Annotated in this window: 20 protein-coding genes; 10 read left to right on the top strand and 10 right to left on the bottom strand. The window is 71.0% G+C overall.

Translation table 11 applies throughout. The features are described from left to right. Positions 1-9 precede the first annotated feature (9 nt). Together AB0L33_RS18305 and AB0L33_RS18310 are read left to right on the top strand one after the other, a co-directional pair. A complete protein-coding gene (locus AB0L33_RS18305) occupies positions 10-1,167 on the top strand; it encodes an acyl-CoA dehydrogenase family protein (RefSeq protein ID WP_365682520.1) in 1,158 nt (385 codons plus the stop codon). A 135-nt stretch (positions 1,168-1,302) separates the two neighbouring features. Next, positions 1,303-2,898, top strand: a complete 1,596-nt coding sequence (locus tag AB0L33_RS18310) for a serine/threonine-protein kinase (protein WP_365682522.1) — start codon at positions 1,303-1,305, stop codon at positions 2,896-2,898. 6 nt (positions 2,899-2,904) lie between these two features. Here AB0L33_RS18310 and AB0L33_RS18315 read toward each other — a convergent pair whose 3' ends face one another. Genes AB0L33_RS18315 through AB0L33_RS18325 form a run of 3 tightly spaced genes read right to left on the bottom strand, consistent with a single transcriptional unit; the run spans position 2,905 to position 5,366 of the window. Beyond that, positions 2,905-3,576: a DNA alkylation repair protein gene (locus AB0L33_RS18315; RefSeq protein WP_365682524.1), complete on the bottom strand. Its 672-nt coding sequence runs from the start codon at positions 3,574-3,576 to the stop codon at positions 2,905-2,907. Then, entirely contained in the window at positions 3,573-4,448 is an 876-nt protein-coding gene (locus AB0L33_RS18320; RefSeq protein WP_365682526.1) for a hypothetical protein, read from the bottom strand. Before AB0L33_RS18320 ends, AB0L33_RS18315 begins: the two co-directional genes overlap by 4 nt. A gap of 27 nt (positions 4,449-4,475) precedes the next feature. After that, entirely contained in the window at positions 4,476-5,366 is an 891-nt protein-coding gene (locus AB0L33_RS18325) for a helix-turn-helix domain-containing protein (protein WP_365682529.1), read from the bottom strand. A 414-nt stretch (positions 5,367-5,780) separates the two neighbouring features. Here AB0L33_RS18325 and AB0L33_RS18330 point away from each other — a divergent pair, with 414 nt between their 5' ends. Genes AB0L33_RS18330 through AB0L33_RS18350 form a run of 5 tightly spaced genes read left to right on the top strand, consistent with a single transcriptional unit; the run spans position 5,781 to position 8,631 of the window. Beyond that, positions 5,781-6,635, top strand: coding sequence for a helix-turn-helix transcriptional regulator (locus AB0L33_RS18330; protein WP_365682531.1), 855 nt, complete (start codon positions 5,781-5,783; stop codon positions 6,633-6,635). Then, entirely contained in the window at positions 6,632-6,844 is a 213-nt protein-coding gene (locus tag AB0L33_RS18335) for a DUF397 domain-containing protein (RefSeq protein ID WP_365682533.1), read from the top strand. The genes AB0L33_RS18330 and AB0L33_RS18335 overlap by 4 nt, the downstream gene beginning before the upstream one ends. Beyond that, complete coding sequence (locus AB0L33_RS18340; RefSeq protein ID WP_365682535.1) at positions 6,841-7,299, top strand: hypothetical protein; 459 nt, start codon at positions 6,841-6,843, stop codon at positions 7,297-7,299. The genes AB0L33_RS18335 and AB0L33_RS18340 overlap by 4 nt, the downstream gene beginning before the upstream one ends. Beyond that, positions 7,292-7,777 (top strand): hypothetical protein, encoded by a 486-nt coding sequence (locus AB0L33_RS18345; RefSeq protein ID WP_365682537.1) that lies wholly within the window; start codon positions 7,292-7,294, stop codon positions 7,775-7,777. The genes AB0L33_RS18340 and AB0L33_RS18345 overlap by 8 nt, the downstream gene beginning before the upstream one ends. 47 nt (positions 7,778-7,824) lie before the next feature. Continuing rightward, entirely contained in the window at positions 7,825-8,631 is an 807-nt protein-coding gene (locus tag AB0L33_RS18350; protein ID WP_365682538.1) for a class I SAM-dependent methyltransferase, read from the top strand. A 31-nt stretch (positions 8,632-8,662) separates the two neighbouring features. Here the strand turns inward: AB0L33_RS18350 and AB0L33_RS18355 are convergent, their stop codons facing one another. Then, the gene (locus AB0L33_RS18355; protein ID WP_365682540.1) at positions 8,663-9,964 is read right to left on the bottom strand and encodes an LCP family protein; all 1,302 of its coding nucleotides are present in this window, start codon (positions 9,962-9,964) and stop codon (positions 8,663-8,665) included. Positions 9,965-10,083: 119 nt separating this feature from the next. On the opposite strand from AB0L33_RS18355, the gene AB0L33_RS18360 reads away from it, so the two are divergent. Then, positions 10,084-10,632, top strand: a complete 549-nt coding sequence (locus tag AB0L33_RS18360; RefSeq protein ID WP_018524706.1) for an acyl-CoA thioesterase — start codon at positions 10,084-10,086, stop codon at positions 10,630-10,632. Positions 10,633-10,656: 24 nt separating this feature from the next. On the opposite strand, the gene AB0L33_RS18365 is transcribed toward AB0L33_RS18360, so the two are convergent. After that, complete coding sequence (locus tag AB0L33_RS18365) at positions 10,657-12,024, bottom strand: LCP family protein (protein ID WP_365682579.1); 1,368 nt, start codon at positions 12,022-12,024, stop codon at positions 10,657-10,659. A gap of 277 nt (positions 12,025-12,301) precedes the next feature. On the opposite strand from AB0L33_RS18365, the gene AB0L33_RS18370 reads away from it, so the two are divergent. Next, a complete protein-coding gene (locus tag AB0L33_RS18370) occupies positions 12,302-13,333 on the top strand; it encodes a glycosyltransferase family 2 protein (RefSeq protein ID WP_365682542.1) in 1,032 nt (343 codons plus the stop codon). A gap of 67 nt (positions 13,334-13,400) precedes the next feature. Here the strand turns inward: AB0L33_RS18370 and AB0L33_RS18375 are convergent, their stop codons facing one another. From AB0L33_RS18375 to AB0L33_RS18390, 4 genes are all read right to left on the bottom strand, one after another. Then, positions 13,401-14,879 (bottom strand): LCP family protein, encoded by a 1,479-nt coding sequence (locus tag AB0L33_RS18375; RefSeq protein WP_365682544.1) that lies wholly within the window; start codon positions 14,877-14,879, stop codon positions 13,401-13,403. Between the two features lie 268 nt (positions 14,880-15,147). Beyond that, the gene (locus AB0L33_RS18380; RefSeq protein ID WP_365682546.1) at positions 15,148-16,857 is read right to left on the bottom strand and encodes an LCP family protein; all 1,710 of its coding nucleotides are present in this window, start codon (positions 16,855-16,857) and stop codon (positions 15,148-15,150) included. A gap of 256 nt (positions 16,858-17,113) precedes the next feature. Continuing rightward, entirely contained in the window at positions 17,114-18,478 is a 1,365-nt protein-coding gene (locus tag AB0L33_RS18385; RefSeq protein WP_365682548.1) for an LCP family protein, read from the bottom strand. A gap of 204 nt (positions 18,479-18,682) precedes the next feature. Then, positions 18,683-19,432, bottom strand: a complete 750-nt coding sequence (locus AB0L33_RS18390) for a TIGR03089 family protein (RefSeq protein WP_365682550.1) — start codon at positions 19,430-19,432, stop codon at positions 18,683-18,685. Positions 19,433-19,671: 239 nt separating this feature from the next. Here AB0L33_RS18390 and AB0L33_RS18395 point away from each other — a divergent pair, with 239 nt between their 5' ends. Further along, positions 19,672-20,763 (top strand): NDP-sugar synthase, encoded by a 1,092-nt coding sequence (locus tag AB0L33_RS18395; RefSeq protein WP_365682552.1) that lies wholly within the window; start codon positions 19,672-19,674, stop codon positions 20,761-20,763. A 4-nt stretch (positions 20,764-20,767) separates the two neighbouring features. On the opposite strand, the gene AB0L33_RS18400 is transcribed toward AB0L33_RS18395, so the two are convergent. Next, positions 20,768-21,243 (bottom strand): IS481 family transposase (locus tag AB0L33_RS18400; protein WP_365682554.1); only part of this gene is annotated, 476 nt, incomplete at its 5' end.

The raw sequence follows: 21,243 nt of genomic DNA on the forward strand, positions 1-21,243 counted from the left end.
GTGAGCGTCTTGGCGGGTTCGACCGATTTCGACCTGTACCGTCCGGCTGAGGAGCACGAGATGCTCCGTGAGACGGTGCGTGCGCTCGCCGAGGCGAAGATCGCCCCGTTCGCGGCCGCGGTCGACGAGGAGGCCCGCTTCCCGCAGGAGGCGCTGGACGCCCTCACCGCCGCCGATCTGCACGCGGTCCACGTCCCGGAGGAGTACGGCGGCGCCGGGGCCGACGCGCTCGCCACGGTCATCGTGATCGAGGAGGTCGCCCGCGCCTGCGTGTCCTCCTCCCTGATCCCGGCCGTGAACAAGCTCGGCTCGCTGCCGGTCGTCCTGTCCGGGTCCGAGGCCCTGAAGAAGAAGTACCTGGGTCCGCTGGCCAAGGGCGACGGCATGTTCTCGTACTGCCTCTCCGAGCCGGACGCGGGCTCCGACGCCGCCGGAATGAAGACGCGCGCCGTGCGCGACGGCGACTTCTGGGTCCTCAACGGCGTGAAGCGCTGGATCACCAACGCGGGCGTCTCCGAGTACTACACGGTCATGGCCGTCACGGACCCGGAGAAGCGCTCCAAGGGCATCTCGGCCTTCGTCGTGGAGAAGTCCGACGAGGGCGTCTCCTTCGGTGCCCCCGAGAAGAAGCTCGGCATCAAGGGTTCCCCGACCCGCGAGGTCTACTTCGACAACGTCCGCATCCCCGCCGACCGCATGATCGGCGAGGAGGGCACCGGCTTCGCCACCGCGATGAAGACCCTGGACCACACCCGCATCACCATCGCGGCCCAGGCCCTCGGCGTCGCCCAGGGCGCGCTGGACTACGCCAAGGGTTACGTCCAGGAGCGCAAGCAGTTCGGCAAGCCGATCGCGGACTTCCAGGGCGTCCAGTTCATGCTCGCCGACATGGCCATGAAGCTGGAGGCCGCCCGCCAGCTGACGTACTCGGCCGCCGCCAAGTCCGAGCGCGTCGACGGCGACCTCACGTTCTTCGGCGCCGCCGCCAAGTGCTTCGCCTCCGACGTCGCGATGGAGATCACCACGGACGCGGTGCAGCTCCTCGGCGGCTACGGCTACACGCGGGACTACCCGGTGGAGCGGATGATGCGCGACGCCAAGATCACCCAGATCTACGAGGGCACGAACCAGGTCCAGCGCATCGTGATGGCGCGCAACCTGCCGTAACGGGGCGTTTTGCGAACGCACAGCCCCCCCGCCGCGATGCCGGGGGCTGTCGCATGTATGCGCTGATCAACTCCGCGTCAAGCCGTTGCTAGGCTGCGGGCGTTGGCCGGTGCATCACAGTGGGGGAGCGGGCCGATGGACGTGACGGATGTCTTCGAGCCGCTTCAGGCGAACGACCCGGCCGAGGTGGCCGGCTACCGGCTCACCGCCCGGCTCGGCGCGGGCGGCATGGGCCGGGTCTACCTCTCGCACACCGAGGGCGGCCGGGCCGTGGCCATCAAGGTCGTACGCCCGGAGCTGGCGGACGACCCGGACTTCCGGCGGCGGTTCGGCCGGGAGGTCCGGGCGGCCCGGCGGGTGCGCGGCGCGTACACGGCCGAGCTGATCGACGCCGACGCGGAGGCCGCGACGCCCTGGCTGGCCACGCTGTACGTCCCCGGCCCCTCCCTCACCCAGGCCGTGGCCCGGCAGGGCCCGTTGCCGGTCTCCGCCCTGCTCTGGCTGATGGCGGGAATGGCCGAGGCGCTCCAGGCCATCCACGCCGAGGGCATCGTGCACCGCGACCTGAAGCCGTCCAACGTGCTGCTCGCCTCCGACGGCCCCCGCGTGATCGACTTCGGCATCGCGCTGGCCACCGACGGAACCTCGTACACCACGACCGGGCACCCGATCGGCACCCCCGCGTACATGGCCCCCGAGCAGGCATCCGGGGAGGGCGCCACGGCGGCGAGCGACGTCTTCGCCCTCGCCCAGACGGCGGCGTACGCGGCGCTGGGCAAGCCGCTCTACGGTGACGGCCCGGGCGTCTACGTGCTGTACCGCATCATCCACTCCGAGCCCGACCTGACCCTGCTGCCCGAGCCCCTGCGTCCGCTGTTCGCCCGCTGTCTGGCCGCCGACCCGGCCGAGCGGCCCACCCCCGCGGAGATCGTGGAGTGGTGCCGCCAACGCCTGGGCGCGGAGGCCGGGGCGGACGGGGCGCCCGCCGTGTGGCGGGAGATCGGCGGACCGGAAGTCGCCGTTCCGGCCCCGGTCCCCGAGTCCACCCCGGTGCGGCCGGACCCGTGGGCCGCGCCTCCGCCCGCACCGGTCGACCGCGGGGTGCGCAGGCGGCGCGTCGCGCTGGTGTCGGCGGTCGGCGTGGTGAGCGCGCTGCTGGTCCTCGGCCTGGCCTGGCGTGCGATGGGGCCCATGGGCGGGGGCGGGCACCGGAACGACGCGGGGGCGTCGGAGTCGGCCGCCCCGTCCGCCGGGGCGGTGAAGGCCACACCGGAATCGGCCCGTTCCGCGTCGGCGGGCAAGGTCGCCGAAGAACGGACCGAGCCGAGCACACCGCCCTCGCCCCGGGAGCCGGTGGCGGAGCCGTACACCCCGGTCATGGTGAACGCGAAACGCTCGGTGAACCTCGCGGACCCGTTCAAGGAACTGGACGGCAAGCGGGGCGACATCACCTTCAATTGCGAGTCGTTCGGGTGCGAACTGAAGAGTGACACGAGCGTCTTCACTCTGATGTACGGCAAGCCGGGGGCCACGCTCGACGAGTGCCGCATGTTCCTCAACCACAGCAAGACGCGCAGCCTTCCGCTGGCCGCCGTGGCGAGCGGAAGCGAGATCTGCGTGAAGAACGCCGCGGGAGACATCGCGCTGTACGTGATCGTGACGAAGTCGACCGCGCTGCCGGAGGTCGCCTTCGTCACGGGTGACATGACGGTCTGGCGCAACGCGGCCTAGCGTCGCTCACGCCTCGCCCTTGCGCCGCACCATCTCCCCGATCCACACCGGCGCGTACGGCGACGTGCAGCCCTTGGGTGTCGGGTAGTCCTTGAGCACACCCAGCCGCTCCCCGATGTCCAGCGCACGGGCGCGGTGCTCCGGGTGCTCGATGCCGATCTGGGCGAGGCAGGTGTTCATCGCCCACTGAAGGCGGTCGGGGGCGCCCCGCATCTCGGCCTCGATGACGTCGAGCAACGCGTCCAGGTCGAGCCCGTCGGGCCGCTTCACGACCCGGTCGGCGGTCAGCGCCCACCCGGCGCTCGCGACGACCGGATCGGGGTCCTCCGTCCAGGCGAGACGCAGCTCCTCCGCGTGCGGGCTCTTCTTCACCACGTAGCCCACGAGCCAGTCGTGCACCTTCGGCGCCCGCGCCTCACGCAGCATGCGGTCCAGCTCGTCCCGCGTGTACGCCTTCGGCCGGCACACCAGCAACGCGACGAGCCGCGCGGCGGTGTCGTCGCTCTCCCACAGCTCGACGGCCAGCTCCTGCCGCTTCCCCAGCCGCTTGGCAAGGGCGCGCAGCTTGGTGAGGTTCACCCCGTGGTCGTCCCCGTGCCGAGCGTTGACGGCGCGGGCCTTGGGGTCGTCGAGCACGGCGAGCTCGTCGAGGACGTCGGCGGCGGTCGGATCGGTCATGAGGCGCGGAACACCTCCTCGGCGGAGGAGGCCGTGGCGGCGCGCTGGAGCCATTCCCGCAGGAGCTGCGGGTCGGTGCAGGCGGCGACCTTCTCGCGGTCCGCGTCGGTGAGGACGATGCCGCGCACCCCGAGAAGCAACAGGAGACCTTCGGCCCGGCCTTCCGCCCGGCCCTCGTCCCGGATCTCCTCCGACATGGCGGACTTGTAGAAAGAGGTGTCCACGGCCACCAGGTTCCTCCACTGTTGTGCGACCGGACGACTGCCCAGGCCCTGAGCGGTGAGTTCGACGATGGGGTCGGTGATGTTCTCGGGCGCGTCCCGCAGTGCTGCGGACAGCGTTTTCAGTATGGCACCGACGTCGGGATTGTCGGCATGTGTGATGGCCGCGAGGGTGGCGAGCGCGAGGTCCTTGCGAGCTTCCGCGACGTTCTTGATGACGGGCATGTTGTGCGGTCCTGCGACCAGTGGCCGCAGGGTGAGCGTCTGCCATTGGCGCAGGCCGATGGTGAGAGGGCGGGCAGCCCATTCGGCGGTGGCGCGGTCCTGGCAGACGACCAGGAGCAGGACCGGCAGGCCGCCGTATCTGTTGTGCAGGTAGCTGACGTAGTACGGCCAGCTGGCGGCCTTGCGTGAGTCCTTCTTGCCCTGTGCCTCGATCGCGAGGACGAAGGACCCTTCCTCCTGCGTCTCGATGCGTAGGAGGGTGTCCACGCGTCGCTCGACCGGGCTGTTCTCCGTGAGGTCGGTGGGCAGGACAGTGGCTGAGACGGGCGGTGGAATGTCGACACCGAGCACCTCCGACACCCGGGAGAACAGCCCCGGGTACTCCTGGAAGATGCGGTGCATCGCCTCGTGGGGCGAGCTGACCATGCGGGTCCGATCGGTAGTTCGGATGTTTCAGGACTTACGGCAGTCGCGGCACTGGCCCGGCTCCGGGGCGCGGAAGGCGCGGTTGCAGTCGTCGCAGTTCTGAAGGGGGATGACGGTGGGCGGCGCGGCCTGGGCCGGGAGTGGGGGTGGCAGGAGGGCCGTGATCCGGTGGCGGAGGAGGCGCGCCGGGTGGGCGAGGGGCGCCGGGAGATCCGTGGTGAGGGCCCGGCGGATGGCGTCGGGGTGCGCGTCGCGTTCGAGCCAGGTGGCCACCCCCGGTGCGAGGGCGGTGATGTCCGCCTCGGAGAGCGTCAGCACGGGTGCGTGGCGGCGGAGGTCCGCGAGGAGCAGGGCGGCGGTCCGGTGGAGGGCGGGGGTGCGGGGCTGGGGGAGGGGCGTGGGCGCGGGCGCCGCGCCCGACTTCGGTTCGGTGCGCGGTTTCCCGGGCGGGGGCGGCGGGGCGGTCGTGCGCGGGCGGTCGTACGGCGCCGGTGGCGGCGGAGTCGTGGCGCGCGGGGCCTCGTGCGGCACCGGCGGCGTCGGGGCCATCGCGTACGGCCGGTTGTGCGACTCCGTACGCGTGCGTACGCGGCCGTCCCGCAGGCGTACGCGGATGCGGCGCAGGTAGCCCGCCGCCTCCAGCTCGCGCAGCGCGGCCGCGATCCGCATCTCGCTCTCCGGGAAGCGCGCGGCGAGCACCTTGACGCCGATCTTCGCGCCCTCGGGCAGCGACTGGATGTGCACGGCGAGCCCGATCGCGAGGAGGGACAGGTCTCCGTGCTGGGCGAGGTGGTTGCCGATGACTGTGAAGCCGGACGTATGGCGGGAGTTGACGTGGATGACACCGGAGGTCGGTGTGACGTCGCCGGGAGAACCGGGCGGGGCGCACGGGGGCGCGATAGCCTGCTGGGCAGTCATCGGGAAGGTTGCTTCTTCCTCGGTGGTCAGGCCCTGGCCGGGGTTCACAGTCCCGGTCGGGGCCGACTCGTGTCTGGGGTTGTTGCCCGGAGCATATGCCCGACAACCGACCCCAAATCCAGCTCAGTTGCCATTTGTCACCCGCGCGAGTGATTGGCGTTCGGACGGGGTTCGGGTGGGGTGGGGTTGGGTTCTTACCCGAGGTTCTTTCAAAGCATGTGACGTCGTGGCGCACCGCGTCGCGGGCTTCCGCGTCGTGGCCCACCGGGTCGCGGAAACCCGCGATCCGGTGGCCCGCGCCTGCTTACGGTGAATGTCCGGCGCTTGTCCGGCGTTGTCCCGGCTGTCCGGCGTGACGTAGGGGGACGTGAGCGGTTGAGGAACAAAGGCACGCACGTCGGAAGTGGGGTACGGATGAACGCCAACAACGAGACGGACGAGCACGGTTGGGACGTCGATCCCGAGGACGAGTCGGGCGCGGCGGTGGTCGCCGCCGTGGGCCGCCAGCTCAAGGCGTGGCGCGAGGCGGCGGGGATGCGGGCGGCGGAGTTCGGAGTGCTGATCGGGTACGGGGAGGACCTGATCTACAAGGTGGAGGGCGGCAGGCGCATCCCTCGGCCCGAGTACCTGGACAAGTCGGATGACCTCTTGGGCGCGCACGGCAAGATCGCTGTGATGAAGCAGGACTTGGCGGTGGTGCGGTACCCGAAGAAGGTTCGGGAGCTGGCGAAGATGGAGGCTCAGGCCGTGGAGGTGGCGGTATACGCCGAGCACGGCATCCACGGTCTTCTGCAGACGGAGGGGCATGCCCGCGCGCTGCTGGAGACTCGGCAGCCGTCCTACTCGCGCGACGAGGTGGAGCGCGGCGTCGCGGCCCGCATGGCGCGACGCGCGATCTTCGAGCGCACACCGGCCCCGACGCTCAGCTTTGTTCTGGAAGAGGCCGCACTGCGTCGGCCCATCGGTGGAAGAGAGGAATGGCGAAGGCAGTTGGAGCATCTGCTCGTCATCGCGCAGTTGAGGAACGTGTCCCTTCAGATCATGCCGCTCAATTGCGAGACTCACCCTGGGCTGGACGGTGGGATCGAGGTGCTGAAGTTCGGGGACGGCACGCCTGTCGGTCGCTCGTGGGGTGCGTTCAATGGACGCCCGGTCACCGACCCGAAACAGCTCCGAATCCTGGAACTGACGTATGGGATGATCCGAGCCCAGGCCCTTACGCCAGCGGAGTCACTGGCCTTCATCAAGCAAGTGCTGGGAGAGACATGACCGACAACCCCTCTGCCGGGGACGCTTCTGCGATGAACTGGTTCAAGAGCAGCTACAGCGACAGCAGCAGCGGCAACAACTGTGTCGAGGTCGCCGCCACCCCCGGCACCGTCCTCGTCCGGGACTCCAAGGACGTCCACCGTCCCCACCTCGCCCACGCCCCGCACGCCTGGGCGGCCTTCGTCGCCCACGCGGCCCGCGCCGCGTGACGCACCCCCGCCTGCCCACCACCGAGGCCGCCGTCAGCGCCGTACGGGAAGTCGCCCAGGCATACAACCTGGAGGCGACGGTCACCGATGACATTGGGGCCGACCAGACGTCCCGGCGGGACTCCGCGGGGGCGTTCGCCGTGGCCGACGCGGACGGGTCGCTGCCGCACGAGGCGTTCGTCGAGCTGGGTGGGGTCCCGGCCGTCACCGTGCAGGTGTTCCCGGAGGACGACGCGCGGATCACCGTCGACGGGGTGGTGTTCGACGACGTGCCCAGGGACTCCGTGCCCGCGTTCCTGCGGTCCGTGTACGGCGGGATGGCGTACGTGAAGGGCCGGTTCTTCCCGCCGGGGCAGTGGCTCGTCGTGCCGTTGCCCGGGGACGAGACGTACAAGGAGCTGGTGCCGCGCGCCATGCTCAGCCCCTGGCTCTCCCGGAACTTCCGCAGTGCCTGAGGACATAGGGGGCATAGGGCCCCTGGTGCGGCTCTTCGACGTGCTCGGGGCCGAGGACGCCGAGGGGTGGGCCGAGTCCGAGGCCGAGGAGGGGCTGCCGCAGCTGGCCCGGTTCCGCTTCCTGCGCATGGTGTGGCAGGACATCGATGCCTGGAGCACCACCGCGTCCGACTGGGTCGCCGCATACCGCCGGACGGGCGCGGCCGGTGGCGCCGTCGAGCGCGCCGTACGCCTGGGGCTCACCGCCGACGAGCTGGGCGAGATCGCCCGCGAGGTGGCCAGGGAGACCGCGTTCGCCCTGCTCCAGGGGCTGGACGACCCGGCGAGGGGCGACGAACCGGACGAGGTCGCGGGGCGGCTGCCCGGGTGGGCCCTCGCCGAGCTGTCCGCGCGCGACGAGCCCACCGGACGCGTCCTCGGGGCCCTGCACGAGGACCTGAACGAGACGGAACCGCAGACCCCGACGAGCCGTATCTGAACGAGGCGGACCGCAGACCCGACCAGCCGTACCGGAGGAGACAGCGTATGACCGCGTTCGACGTGATGGAGCGGCGGATGTGGGGCGGGCAGGCCGACGCCTACGCCCGCACCGCCGCCCGGCTCTGCGTCCACACCGTGCCCGCCCTGCTGGACGCCGCCGGTGTCGCGACCGGGACCCGCCTGCTCGACGTGGGGTGCGGCAGCGGCAACGTGTCCGCTGCCGCCCTCGGGCGCGGCGCGGCCGTCCGCGCCGTGGACGCCGAGCCCGGCATGGTCGAGGCGACCCGGCGGGCTGCGCCCGGGGCCGAGGTGCGCTCCGGGGTGCTGCCCCAGTTGCCGTACGCCGACGGGGAGTTCGACGCGGTCGTCGCCAACTTCGTGCTCAACCACGTCGGCCGCCCCCTGGAGGCCCTGGTCGAGATGCGCCGGGTCACCCGCCCCGGAGGCACGATCGCGGTCACGATCTGGCAGCTGCCGGGCGCTCCGGGCCAGGCACTCGTGGGCCGCGCCGCCCAGGCCGCCGGACTCACCCGCCCCGACTGGCCGGCCACGGTGGACGAGGAACACAACTTCGCGCGCACCCCGGACGGCCTCGCCGCGCTGCTCACGTCCGCCGGCCTCGGAAACGTACGGAGCACCACGCACACCTGGGACCACCGCGCCACCCCGGACGACTGGTGGGCGGGCCCCGCCGCCGGGATCGGCTCGACCGGCACCCTGCTCACCGGCGCCGGCCCGGAGGGCGTGGCGGCGGCCAAGCGCGAGTACGACGCGCTGTGCGGCGAATTCCTCGCGGACGACGGCCTGCTGACGTTGCCGCACGCGGCGGTGCTGGCGACCGGGACGGCGTAGGGCCCCCGGGCGGGGCCCTACGCCCCGCCCTTCAGTTCTCCGTGACCGTGACCTTCTCGTCGTTCTTCAGCTGCTCGACCAGCTGCTTCACCTTCGCCTTGTCCCAGGCGAGGTTGGAGCCCACGTTGCCCGCGATCGGGATGTTCATCGACGTGCCGTCGCCGCCCGTGACGCCCTTCATCGCGAAGAACATCTTGCCGAGCGACCAGAGCGACATGTCCTTGTCCACGATCAGCGTGTCCAGGCCCGCGCCCATCGTCGGGTACAGCTTGAACGGGTTGGCGATCGTGGAGAAGGTCGCCGTCTGGCTGGCCAGGGCCGCGAGGAACTTCTGCTGGTTCTTCGTGCGGTCCAGGTCCGAGGTGAAGGCGTGGCGGGTGCGGACGAAGGCCAGGGCCTGCTGGCCGTCGAGGGTCTGCTTGCCGGCCGGGAAGTCGGCGCCCGACCACTTGTCCTTGAACGCCTTCGGGATGTCCAGCTCGACCCCGCCGATCGCGTCCACGATCTTGGCGAAGCCGCCGAAGCCGATCTCGACGTAGTGGTCGATGTGCAGGCCGGTGTTGAACTCGACCGTACGGACCAGCAGCTCGGGACCGTCCGTGGCGTACGCGGCGTTCAGCTTCGTCGTCTTGCCCGTGGCCGGGTACTTCTTGCCCGACTCGGAGCCGATGAACGACGGGATCTCGACGTTCGAGTCACGAGGCAGCGAGACCAGCGTGGGACCGTTGTCGCCGGTGTGCAGGATCATCATCGAGTCGGTCCGCTTGCCCTCGGCCGAGCCCGTGTGGAGCCGCTTCTTGTCCTCGGACGTCATCCCCTCGCGGCTGTCCGAGCCCACGATCAGGTAGTTCGTCCCCTTGCCCGCCTCCGGCCGTTCGATGACCTTCGACAGGTCGACGGCGCGGTTCAGCTTGGAGTCGGCCCAGAAGTACGTGCCCACGGAGACGCCGAGCAGCGCGACGACCAGGACCAGCGCGCCGATCCTGATCCGGCGGCCCCAGTTCGGAGCGGGTCTGGGGCGGCCCTGCGCGGGGCCCCGGTCGCCGCCGCCGGAGCCCGGGCCGCGGCCGCCGCTGCCGGCGCCGTAGACCTGGCCCGTGTTGTACCCGCTGTCGTAACCCTCGTCGTACTGAGGGTGACCGCCGTCGTAGCCCGAGGGCTGCTGCGGCACCGGGCGCTGTCTCGGCGGCGCGGGGCGCTGCGGCGGCGGGGCCGGGCGGCGCTGGACGTGCGGCATCGAGCGGGCGCTCTCGGGCCGCTCGCTCGCGCTGCCCTGCCCGTAGCGGTTGCCGCTGCGGTTGTCGTCGGTCCAGCCGTCGGGCCAATCGTTCATACGGACCAGTGTGCAGGCCGGGGCCGTCCCTCTTACAGGGCGGGAGGAAAATCGCACCAGGGCTGTTGCGAAGCTGATGCATTGCGACGCCGTTCCGGCCCCCGCATAAGGTGGAGGGCATGACAGATCAGGCTCCGCGCCCGGAGAGCGACATTCCGGCCAAGCCCACCGCGGCCTCCCGTACCACCCTCAGCCACATCATGACCGGCAGCGACACCAATCTGCTGGGTACGGTGCACGGCGGCGTGATCATGAAGCTGGTGGACGACGCGGCGGGCGCCGTGGCCGGCCGGCACTCCGGCGGCCCCGCCGTCACGGCCTCGATGGACGAGATGGTCTTCCTGGAGCCGGTCCGCGTCGGCGACCTCGTGCACGTACGCGCCCAGGTCAACTGGACCGGCCGCTCCTCCATGGAGGTCGGCGTCCGGGTCATGGCCGAGCGCTGGAACGAGTCGACGCCCGCGACCCAGGTCGGCAGCGCGTACCTGGTGTTCGCCGCGGTCGACGCGGACGGCCGGCCCCGCCCCGTACCGCAGGTGATCCCGGAGACGGAGCGCGACAAGCGGCGCTACCAGGAGGCCCAGATCCGCCGCACGCACCGCCTGGCGCGGCGGCGCGCGATCAGGGAGCTGCGCGAGAAGCGGATTGCCGAGGGCATCGAGGACTGAGGGCGCGGGGCCGCCCCGCCCGCCTCACGGGCACACCACCTCGTCGCCCTTCACCGCCCCGAACCTCCCCGGCTCCGGCTCCTCCGCGTGCACCCGCTCGACCTTGCCGAAGTCCTCGCCCGCCGTCACCCGCATCGTCGCCCCCTGCCCCGGCACCGCCCGCAGCTCCGCCCCCGGCAGCGCCGCGGCCAGGGTCTTCGCGGACCGGTCCCAGCGCGGGTCGAACGTGACCAGGGTGTGCTTCAGATCGTGCTGCGGTGCGGTGAGCGGGGCCCGGGTCGTGTCGAAGCCGGTGGCGTGCAGCGCGTCGTCGACCTTGGAACCGAGGCCGTCCTTCGCGGTGCCGTTGTAGACCTGGACGCGGATCTGCTGCGGCGGGACGTCCACCTTCTTCACGGGGGCCTTCCCGGCGGGCCGGGCGGTGGTCAGGGGTTTGTCCTCGCGCAGCGCGGTGAACAGCTGCTTCGACTTCACCGGGTCCCACTTCACCGTGGACCCGATGCCCTTGACCTGGTACGCCACATCCCCCATCGGCACCGAGGCGAACTCGGACGACGAGGGGGAGAAGCCCCGCATCGCCTGACCGAGGGAGAGCATCTGCTCCGTGTCGAAGCCCCGGTCGGCCCGGACGGACTTCAGCATCGTCGAGGCGACCTCGCGGAACTTCACCGGGTTCAGCAGCACCCCGCTGCTCGTCGCCTGCTTGATCAGCGCGGCCATGAACTTCTGCTGGCGCTGCATCCGGCCCAGATCGGCGGCCCCGTCGATGTGCCGGGAGCGCACGTACTGGAGCGCCTGGCCGCCGTCCAGCGTGTGGGTTCCGGGCGCGAGGTCCAGGCCGGTGTAGGAGTCCTTCAGCGGGCGGGCCGTGCAGATCCTCACACCGCCGAGGGTGTCGACCGTGGTCATGAAGCTGGTGAAGTCGACCTCCAGATAGTGGTCGATCTTGACGCCGGTCATGCGCTCCACGGTGCTCACGGTGAGGCCGGGGCCACCCTCCGCGTACGCCGCGTTCAGCTTCACCGGGTGTGCCGCGTGCTCCTCACCGGTCGTACGGTCCCGGTGGGCCGGGATCTCCGCGTAACTGTCGCGCGGCAGGCTCACGACGCTGGCGCGCTCCTCGTCGGACGACAGGTGCACCAGCATGATCGTGTCCGTGCAGTGGCAGGGCTCACCGCCCAGCCGGTACTTCCGCTTCTCGTCCTTGCTGATCTTCTCGCGGCCGTCGGTGCCGACCAGCAGCAGATTCATGCCGCGCCCGCCCGCGGGCCGGTTCTTCATGTCCTTGAACGGATCGACGCGGTCGATCCCGCTCTCCAGGTTCGTCACGACCGCGTGCCCGATCCCGCCCGCCCCGAGCACCAGGACCGAGAGCCCGGTCGCCACCCGCATGCCCCAGCGCGGCCGCTCGTCCCGCCTTCTCGGCCGCCGGGGCCGCGCGGGCGCGGGGCGGGGGCGTGCGGGACGGGGGGAGCGGTGCGGCGTGGACACGGGGGACACCTCCGCGGTGCGAGGGGGACCGTTCGCACGGTAGGCCCATATGATCCTCATCCCGGGAGGCCACCCGGGCGGCGCGCGCCGCTGTCCCCCATTCGCGGTAACGTGGCGGCCGAATACCGCCTGGTGGGGTACGAGCCCCCGGCGCCCCCGAGGACCATCCGAGGACCACATGTCTGCCGCGCAGCCTCCCGCCGTCTCCGTGATCATGCCGGTGCTCAACGAGGAGCGCCATCTCCGTAACTCCGTACGCCACATCCTGGAGCAGGAGTACGCGGGCGAGATGGAGGTCGTGATCGCGCTCGGCCCGTCCACGGACCGTACGGACGAGATCGCCGCCGAGCTGGTCGCGGAGGACCCCCGCGTCCACACCGTGCCGAACCCCACCGGACGCACCCCCGCCGCCCTCAACGCCGCGATCAAGGCGTCGAGCCACCCGATCGTCGTCCGGGTCGACGGCCACGGCATGCTCTCGCCGAACTACATCGCGACCGCCGTCCGGCTCCTGGAGGAGACGGGCGCGCAGAACGTCGGCGGGATCATGCACGCCGAGGGCGAGAACGCCTGGGAGGACGCCGTCGCGGCGGCCATGACCTCGAAGATCGGCGTCGGCAACGCGGCCTTCCACACCGGCGGCCAGGCGGGCCCCGCCGAGACCGTCTACCTGGGAGTGTTCCGCCGGGAGGCGCTGGAGAAGGCCGACGGGTACAACGTCGAGTTCATCCGCGCCCAGGACTGGGAGCTGAACTTCCGCATCCGCGAGTCCGGCGGTCTGATCTGGTTCTCGCCCGAGCTGCGCGTCCAGTACCGCCCCCGCCCCTCGGTCCGGGCGCTCGCCAAGCAGTACAAGGACTACGGCCGCTGGCGCCACGTCGTCGCCCGCTACCACGCCGGCTCCATCAACCTGCGCTACCTGGCGCCCCCGACCGCCGTCGTCGCCATCGCGGCGGGCCTCGTGGTGGGCGCGGCGGTCACCCCGTGGGCGCTGATCATCCCCGGCGGGTACGTCGCGGCGATCGTCGCGGGCTCCCTCCCGGCCGGCAAGGGGCTGTCGCTGAAGGCCCGTGCGCAGATCCCGGTCGCGCTGGCCACCATGCACATGTCCTGGGGCTACGGCTTCCTGACGAGCCCCCGCTCGCTGGCGAAGAAGGTCATCGCCAGCCGCCGCCCGGCCATCGCCGAACCGGGCGCTCCGGTGGCCTGACCCGCGCGGACCGACAACGAGAGGGGGCGCCCGGCCGGACCGGGCGCCCCCTCTCGCGTACCGTCCGTCAGCTCTTTCCGTCCCACTTGTAGACGGAGTAGATGTCCATGCACTGGCCCTTGTCCGCGGCGTTGATGTCGTCCGCGCCGTCCGGAAGGTCACCCGCCTCGGCCTTCGGGGCCTTGTACGCCGTGCCCTCGCGCCAGTCGGCACCGACGACGACGGTCAGCCCGCCGGCCTGCGGGTCGGCCTTGACCGAGGTCGTCGGGAGCCCCAGCGCCTCGGCCACGGACAGCGCGTCCGACTTGCCCTGGTCCCCGTCCTCCTTCGCGTACCGCACCACCGTGTCCTTGAGCGGTTCGGGGTTCTGCGAGGTCTCGGCGGCGGCGAAGCCCTTGCCGTGCAGGATGTCGGCGACCTCGGTGGCCCGCCCGTCCTTGGGCGCCTGGCCGACGCCCGTGCCGTTCACCACCGAGATGCCGAGGGTCGCCGGATCCGCGGCCGGAGGCCCGGAGGGGGACGCGGAGGCGGAGGAGGAGGGCTTCTTCTTCTCCTTGCCGTTCTTGTCGAACGCGACGTCCTCACGGAGCAGACGCCACAGGGCGTCCGCGGACTTCTCGACGGGAACGAGCTTGTTCCGGTCCTGGGACCACTCGGCCGTCGGCATCGTCGCCATGGTGATGCGGTCGATCGGCACGCTCTTGAGCTGCATCGACAGGTCGTAGAGCTTCGGGACCGAACGGATCTCGTCGGAGACCTGCAGGGCCTTGGTGGCCGTTTCCGCGAGGTTCATCAGCCGGCCCGCGTCCGACCACAGGTTCTGCTTCTTCAGCGTGCGCAGCATGGAGTTCATGTACATGTGCTGCGCCTTGGCCCGGTTCTGGTCGTTGCCGAACGCGTGCCGGGTACGCAGCCACTGCAGCGCCTGCTTCCCCTGCACCGTGCTCGTCCCCGCCGGGAGCTTGAGGCCGGAGCCGCCGGGAACGAGGCGGGTGGGCCGGTCCCACACACCCGTCTTCACGCACACGTCGACACCACCGATCGCGTCCGCCATGGCGACCACGCCCGCGAAGTCGAGCATGATCCAGTGGTCGATGTAGACGCCGGTGAGCTTCTCCCAGGTGGTCAGCGTGCAGCCGGGGCCGCCGCGCTGGAGGGACTCGTTGATCGGCCTGTTGTCCGTCGCGGGGTACTTATGACCGGTGTCGGGGTCCGTGCACTCGGGGATCGGGAGGATCGTGTCGCGGGGGATGCTGACCAGCGAGGAGTTCTTCCGGTCCGCCGAGATGTGCAGCAGCATCTGGACGTCGGCCCGGGGCTTGTCCCCGACCGTGTCCTTGCTGCCGCCGAGCTTCACGTTCTCCGCGCTGTTCCGGCTGTCCGAGCCGAGCAGCAGGACGTTGAGCGGGGTGTCGCCCTGGGCGTTCGGCGCGGCCTTCTTCACACCGCTCTCACCGCCGCTGCGGGCGCTGCTGCGGATGTTGTTGTTGAGGTGCCGGTAGTAGAGGTATCCGGCGGTGGCGGTGCCCAGTATCAGCACCGCCATGGATATCGCTATCCACCGGAACACACGGCGTACACGGGACTTCTTCGCTGCCCGCTTGCGCGACTTGCCTCGCCGGTGGCTCGCCCGGCCACCGGCGGCGTCGCCCGGCCCGGCGTCACCGGGACGCCCGCCGTCGCGGTCGCCGGCGCCCTCGTCCCCGCCCTGCCGGCGGGAGTGCGTCCGCGGCCGCGTCCCCTCCCCAGACGTGCTGCTCCGTCCCACCAGGACCCCCCTGTTGCTCAGACTCTTATGGTGCGGTGACGCGGTGTCACTTGGAGCACCCTGCGGATTCGGCGCTGGACTTCGGAATGTCGATCTTCTTCGGCGCCGTGATCGGCGTACCGGCCGCCTGGAAGTCCTTGCCCAGCGTCAGCACCATCGCCTGAAGCCCCTCGGCGTCGGTGGTGCCCGGCTTCATCGCGGAGCCGGGCAGGCCCATCATCTCGGCGAGGGCACGGGCCTGGTCCGCCTGGTTCGGGGCGTACTCCAGCGTCGTCTTGGCGATCTTCTCGGGCGCGTTGGCCTTGTTGGTGGACTTCAGGACGCCCTTGGTGTTCTGCAGCCAGGTGACCGTCTGCTGAGCACCGCCGGGGACCTCGCCGCCGTTGTACACATCGACCCGGACGTCGGCCGGAGCGGCCTTGGTTCCCTTGAGCAGCGCGTCCTGCTTGCTCTTGGCCTTCTTCTTCTGCGCGGCCACCTCGGTCAGCGAGGTGTCGTCGCGCAGCATCGAGAACAGCTGCTCGGCCTGCGTCGGGTGCGGGACGACCGTGACGGGCTTGGGCTCGTCCGGGTTGTCGATCACCGGCATGGTGACGAACGTGATGTTCTTCGTGTCCGTCTTGGTGATCTCCTTGGCGAGCGTGCTGAGCTTCTTCACGTCGCCGATGGCCTTGTCGACCGTCAGGGCCTTGGTCGCCGCGTCCGCCACCTTGAACAGCTTCGTCGGGCTGGTCAGCGTGTCGTCCGACTTGGCCTGCTTGATCATCGACCCGATGAACTGCTGCTGGCCCTTGATCCGGTCGAGATCGCTCCCGTTGGCGTAGGCATGCCGCGTCCGTACGAACGCCAGCGCGTCCTCGCCCTGGACCTTGTTCGGTCCCGCGGGGAGCTTGAGGTGGGACTTCGGGTCGTCGATGGCGTGGTCGAGGCAGATGTTGACGCCGCCGACCGCCGTGGACAGGGTCTTCACCGCGTTGAAGTCGACCATCATGAAGTGGTCGATCTTCACCCCGGTCAGCTCCGTGACCGTCTTCATCGTGCAGCCGGGGTCGCGGCCGTCCTCGCCCAGGCTCCGGTTGAAGCGGACGTGCTCCAGCCCCGGGATGTCCTTGACGGAGCCGTCCTCCTGCTTGGAGGTGCACTCCGGGATGTCGGTGATGAGGTCGCGCGGGATGCTCATCGCCGTGGCGTTGGTGCGGTCCTCGGAGACGTGGAACAGGATGTTCGTGTCCGCGTGGCCGACGCTGCCCTTGTCGCCGTAGCCCTCGTTGCCCTTGCCGGTGCGCTTGTCCGTACCGATGATCAATATGTTGATCGGGGCGTTGGCGGTGACGACGTCCTTGTTGCCCGCGTCGCCGATGTCCACCGTGTTGATGTTGCCGTTGAGGCGCTGGTAGAGCCAGTAGCCGCCGGCCGAGACACCCACGAGCACGAACGCCATCACGCCGCCCGTCCACAGCAGCGCCTTCTTCTTGCGCGACTTGGGGGCCTTGCGCTTGCGGCGCCCGGGACCGTCGTCGGCGGGCGCGGGGCGCTGCTGGCCGCGCGGACCGTTCGCCGACCGGCGCCCGCCCTGGCGCGGCACCTCGGTGGCGCGCCGCGGGGAGTCACCCGCGGGGGCACGCCGAGGCGTGCTCGACGGCCGGCGCTGGGCCGGAGGGGCGGAGGACCGGGGGATGTTCCCTCCGGAGTGGTTCAGTCGCAGTTCGTAATCGCCGGTGTCCGGGTTGAGAACCCACTGGTCTGCGGGATCCATGTCTTCCGCCCGCCCACGGCTTTGCGCATCCACGGTTGCTTAAGTCCTCCGTCGGTGCCACGCGAGGCGCCTCCCCCGAAAAGGCGCTCAGTCTTTCTCTCCAGAAGTGCGCGGCCCAACGGCCGGTAGCACCGGATCGCGTCACACTATCCGTCTCATTCGGCGTCCAGCGACGCGCGTGACACATTCCACGGCCCTTACAACCGGGCATTCTTCCCATTGGGCGCGGAATGTTGGCATCTGCTTGGCCATTGCTTTACTGCTTGCACAGGTCGGTCGCGGCATTGTTCCCCGAATACGTGGGTGTGGGCGACGGCCCCGAGGCGTCGGCCGAGTCCGGATTCTTGTCGTCGCCCTTGATCTCGTCGGCGGGCACCACGGCGACCGGCTTGTCGTCGCGGAGCTGCTTGAACAGCTTGTTCGCATCGGGCTGCACCAGTTCGTCCCGGTTCCTGTTGAGGTGGTACGGCTGCCGGGGAACCGTCAGGAACTGCACCTTCTCGGTGGGGACGTCACGCATGCCCCGCACCAGGTCGTAGAGGTCCTTCAGGCTGTCCAGGCCCGGGTCGGTGGTCAGCGCCTTGGTGGCCGCGTCGAGCACCGGGTAGAGCCGCGTCGGGTTGAGCAGGACGCCGTTGCTCTGCACCTTGTTCACCAGCGCCCCCAGGAACTGCTGCTGGCGGTCCATGCGGTCGGTGTCGCTCCCGTTTCCGAGCGACTTCCTGGCCCGTACGTAGCCGAGCGCCTGCTCCCCGTTGAGCTTGTGGCGGCCCGCCGTGAGCTTGAGGTGGGCGTCCTTGTCGTCGACCGGCTCCTTGAGGCAGATCTCCACCCCGTTCACCGCGTCGACCATGTCCTTGAAGCCGTTGAAGTCGATGACCATGTGGTGGTCGATGCGGATGCCCGTCATCTTCTCGACGGTCCGGATGGTGCAGGCGGTCCCGCCCATCTCGAAGGCCCAGTTGAACTGCGCGAACTGCGCCCTGGTCGCGGTCTTGTCCGCCTTGTGGCAGGCCGGGATGTTCACCATCAGGTCGCGCGGGATCGACATCGCGGTCGCGCTCTTCCGGTCCGCCGCCAGGTGCAGCAGGATCGTCGTGTCCGAGCGCTGGCTGCCGCCGTCGTCGCGGCCGTACTTGCGGTTGTCCCCGGCCCGGCTGTCCGAGCCGATCAGCAGGATGTTCTCCGCGTCGTGCACGACGGAGACCGGCCGCTCCTTCTCGTACGCCTTCAGCTCGGCCGCCGCCGAGGTGTCCGTACGGATGTTGCCGTCCAGCTTCTTGTACAGCCACCAGCCGACGCCCGCCGCAACGAGCACGACGAACGAGGCGCCGAGCGCGGTCCAGCGCAGCCAGTGGCGCTTGCGCCTGACGGTGATGTCCGGGCCCGCGCCCCTGTGCCCGCCCTCGGGCGGTCCCGCCGGGGCGGGCCCGGGACCGCTGCCGGACCCGCTGCGGGTCTCACCGCTGGGGGCGGCCGCCGCGCCGGGCGTGCCCTCCTCGCCGGAGGTGTCCTTCGCGCCGGGCCCGCTCTCCTTGCCGGGCGGTGGTGCGTCCGGCGTCCGGTCCTCGCCCGCGGCCGAGTCGTCGGGATCGCCCGGAGTGCCGGCGCTTTCGGTCACGTCTGCGTCCATCCTTCACGTTCGGCGGCGCGCTGGGCCGCCGGTCGCAGAAGTAGACGGCTGAACCTCACGCTTGGTTGTGCCTCGGCTGGTCTGTACGGCAGATCATGTACCGGAGTTGAGCGCCGACACGGGGGACTCGGCCCACGATGGGCCGGACGGGTGCCCCCCTCGTGCCTCTTGTCATACCGGTCCCGGGTGCTGTCACACCGTCACCCTGACCCGCTCGCTCTCCACCCGCTGCGCCAGGGCCTCCGCGCCCAGCCGGTCGAGATGGCGGCACAGGACCACGGAGCCCCCGGTGGCCAGCGGTGCGTAGAGCCCGGCGGCGAGCCCGTCCCAGGTGTCGTACGTACGCCCCGTCAGCAGCCGTGAACCGGCGGACAGGCCCAGCGCCGCCCCGTCCTCGCGGCCCCGCGCCACCAGCTCCGCCGCCGTGAACGAGGCCCCGCCCACCGTCAGCGCCGGCGCGTCCGGGTCCACCGGGGCGAACGGCGCGAACCGGTCGCCCTGACCCGGCACCTCCACCGCGTAGTCCGCGAAGCCCTCGGGCGCCTGCGGGAACCGCCCGCCCAACGGGCGCAGCGCCAGGGCGATCCGCTCGCCCCGGCAGGCCCGCGCCGCGTCCAGCGTGTCCGGGCCGGAGACGACCAGGTCGGCGGCGGCCGGGTCGCCCCCCACCTCGGCGACCACGCCGACCGAGGCGCACGCCAGCAGCCAGACCGCGGACTGCCAGTGCGCGGGGAGCAGCAGCGCGAGCCGGTCGCCGGGCTCGGCCGCCAGATCGCCCTGGAGCAGGTTGGCCGTCTTGGCCACCCAGTTGGCGAAGGTGGCCACCGACAGCTCGACGCGCTCTCCGGTGGCGTCGTCGTAGAAGGTGACCAGAGGGCGGGCCGGGTCCGCGGCGAGCGCGGAACGCAGCAGGTCGGCAGGGGTGCGGTCGCTGGCGTTCATGTGCGGAAGCGTACGCGGCCGGGCCGCGGCCGGCGGGCCCGGCGACAGCGGCGCACACCGGCCCGCCGGACGCGCAACCGAATGCCGGGGAGCGCGTCTCTACAGAGAACCGGGGACCGACGGAACGCCGCCCCTCCCCGCAAGGCCGCTCAGCCCCGCCGTCCGAGGGCGACCCCTGCGGCTGCATACACTGGCCAGCCGTAATACGCCCGGCCCCAGCAGGAAGCGAAGACAGTGCTGTGACAGAGGCAAAAGAAGCGATCCTCCTGGTCGGCGGCAAGGGAACCAGGCTGCGCCCCCTCACGGTGCACACGCCCAAGCCCATGGTTCCGGCGGCGGGCGTCCCCTTCCTCACGCACCAGCTGGCGCGTGCCCGGGCCGCCGGGGTCGAGCACATCGTCCTCGCCACCTCGTACCTCGCCGAGGTCTTCGAGCCGTACTTCGGGGACGGCTCCTCGCTCGGCCTGCACATCGAGTACGTCACCGAGCGCGAACCGCTCGGCACCGGCGGGGCCATCCGGAACGTCGCCCACCGCCTCGTGTCGGGCCCCGACGAACCGGTCCTCATCTTCAACGGCGACATCCTCACCGGGCTCGACATCCGGGCCCTCGTCACCTCGCACGCGGACTCCGGCGCCGACATCTCGCTCCATCTGACCCGGGTCGAGGACCCGCGCGCCTTCGGCCTCGTGCCGACCGACGACACCGGACGCGTCACCGCCTTCCTGGAGAAGCCGCAGACGCCCGAGGAGATCGTCACCGACCAGATCAACGCGGGCGCGTACATCTTCCGCCGCTCGGTCATCGACACCATCCCGGCCGGACGCCCCGTCTCCGTCGAGCGCGAGACCTTCCCGGGCCTCCTCGCCGACGGCGCCCACCTCCAGGGCATGGTCGACTCGACGTACTGGCTGGATCTCGGCACCCCGCAGGCGTTCATAAGGGGCTCCGCCGACCTGGTGCTCGGCCGCGCGCCCTCCCCGGCGGTGCCGGGCCGCTGCGGCGACAGCCTCGTCCTCCCGACCGCCGCGGTCGCTTCCGACGCCAAGCTCTCCGGCGGCACGGTCATCGGCGACGGCGCCGTGGTCGGCTCGGGCGCCCGGATCTTCGGCTCCACCGTGCTCGCGGGCGCGGTGGTGGAACCCGGCGCGGTGATCACGGACTCCCTGGTCGGCGAAGGCGCGCGGATCGGCAGCCGTACGGTGCTGGCCGGCGCGGTCGTCGGCGACGGCGCGGAGGTGGGCGCCGACAACGAGCTCCGCGAGGGCGTCCGCGTCTGGTGCGGGGCGCGCCTGCCGGACGCGTCAGTGCGGTTCTCCTCGGACGAGTGAGCGCCTAGGTGTATTGCCCTGCGAGGTTGGGGACGCGGCTGGCGGGTGGTTGGCCCTTGAGTGCGGTGTGTCCGCGGTGGTGATTGTAGGTGTGGAGCCATTGCGGGAAGGCGTCGCGTCGTTCCTGGTCTGAGCGGTAGGGCTTTGCGTAGGCCCATTCGTCGAGCAGGGTGCGGTTGAGGCGTTCGACCTTGCCGTTGGTCTGGGGACGGTAGGGCCGGGTGCGCTTGTGGGCGATGCCTGCGGCTGCCAGGGCGTCGCGCCAGGTGTGGGACTTGTAGCAGGCGCCGTTGTCGGTCAGGACGCGTTCGACGGTGATCCCCGCACTGGTGAAGTAGGCATGGGCTCGCTGCCAGAAGCCGGTCGCGGTTTCCTTCTTCTCGTTGGTGAGGATCTCGCTGTAGGCGAGACGGGAGTGGTCGTCGACGGCGGTGTGGATGAAGCTGTAGCCGGCGCCGGAGCGTGTCTTGCGGCCGGCTT

The organism is Streptomyces sp. NPDC052299 (assembly GCF_040679335.1).
Classification (GTDB): domain Bacteria; phylum Actinomycetota; class Actinomycetes; order Streptomycetales; family Streptomycetaceae; genus Streptomyces.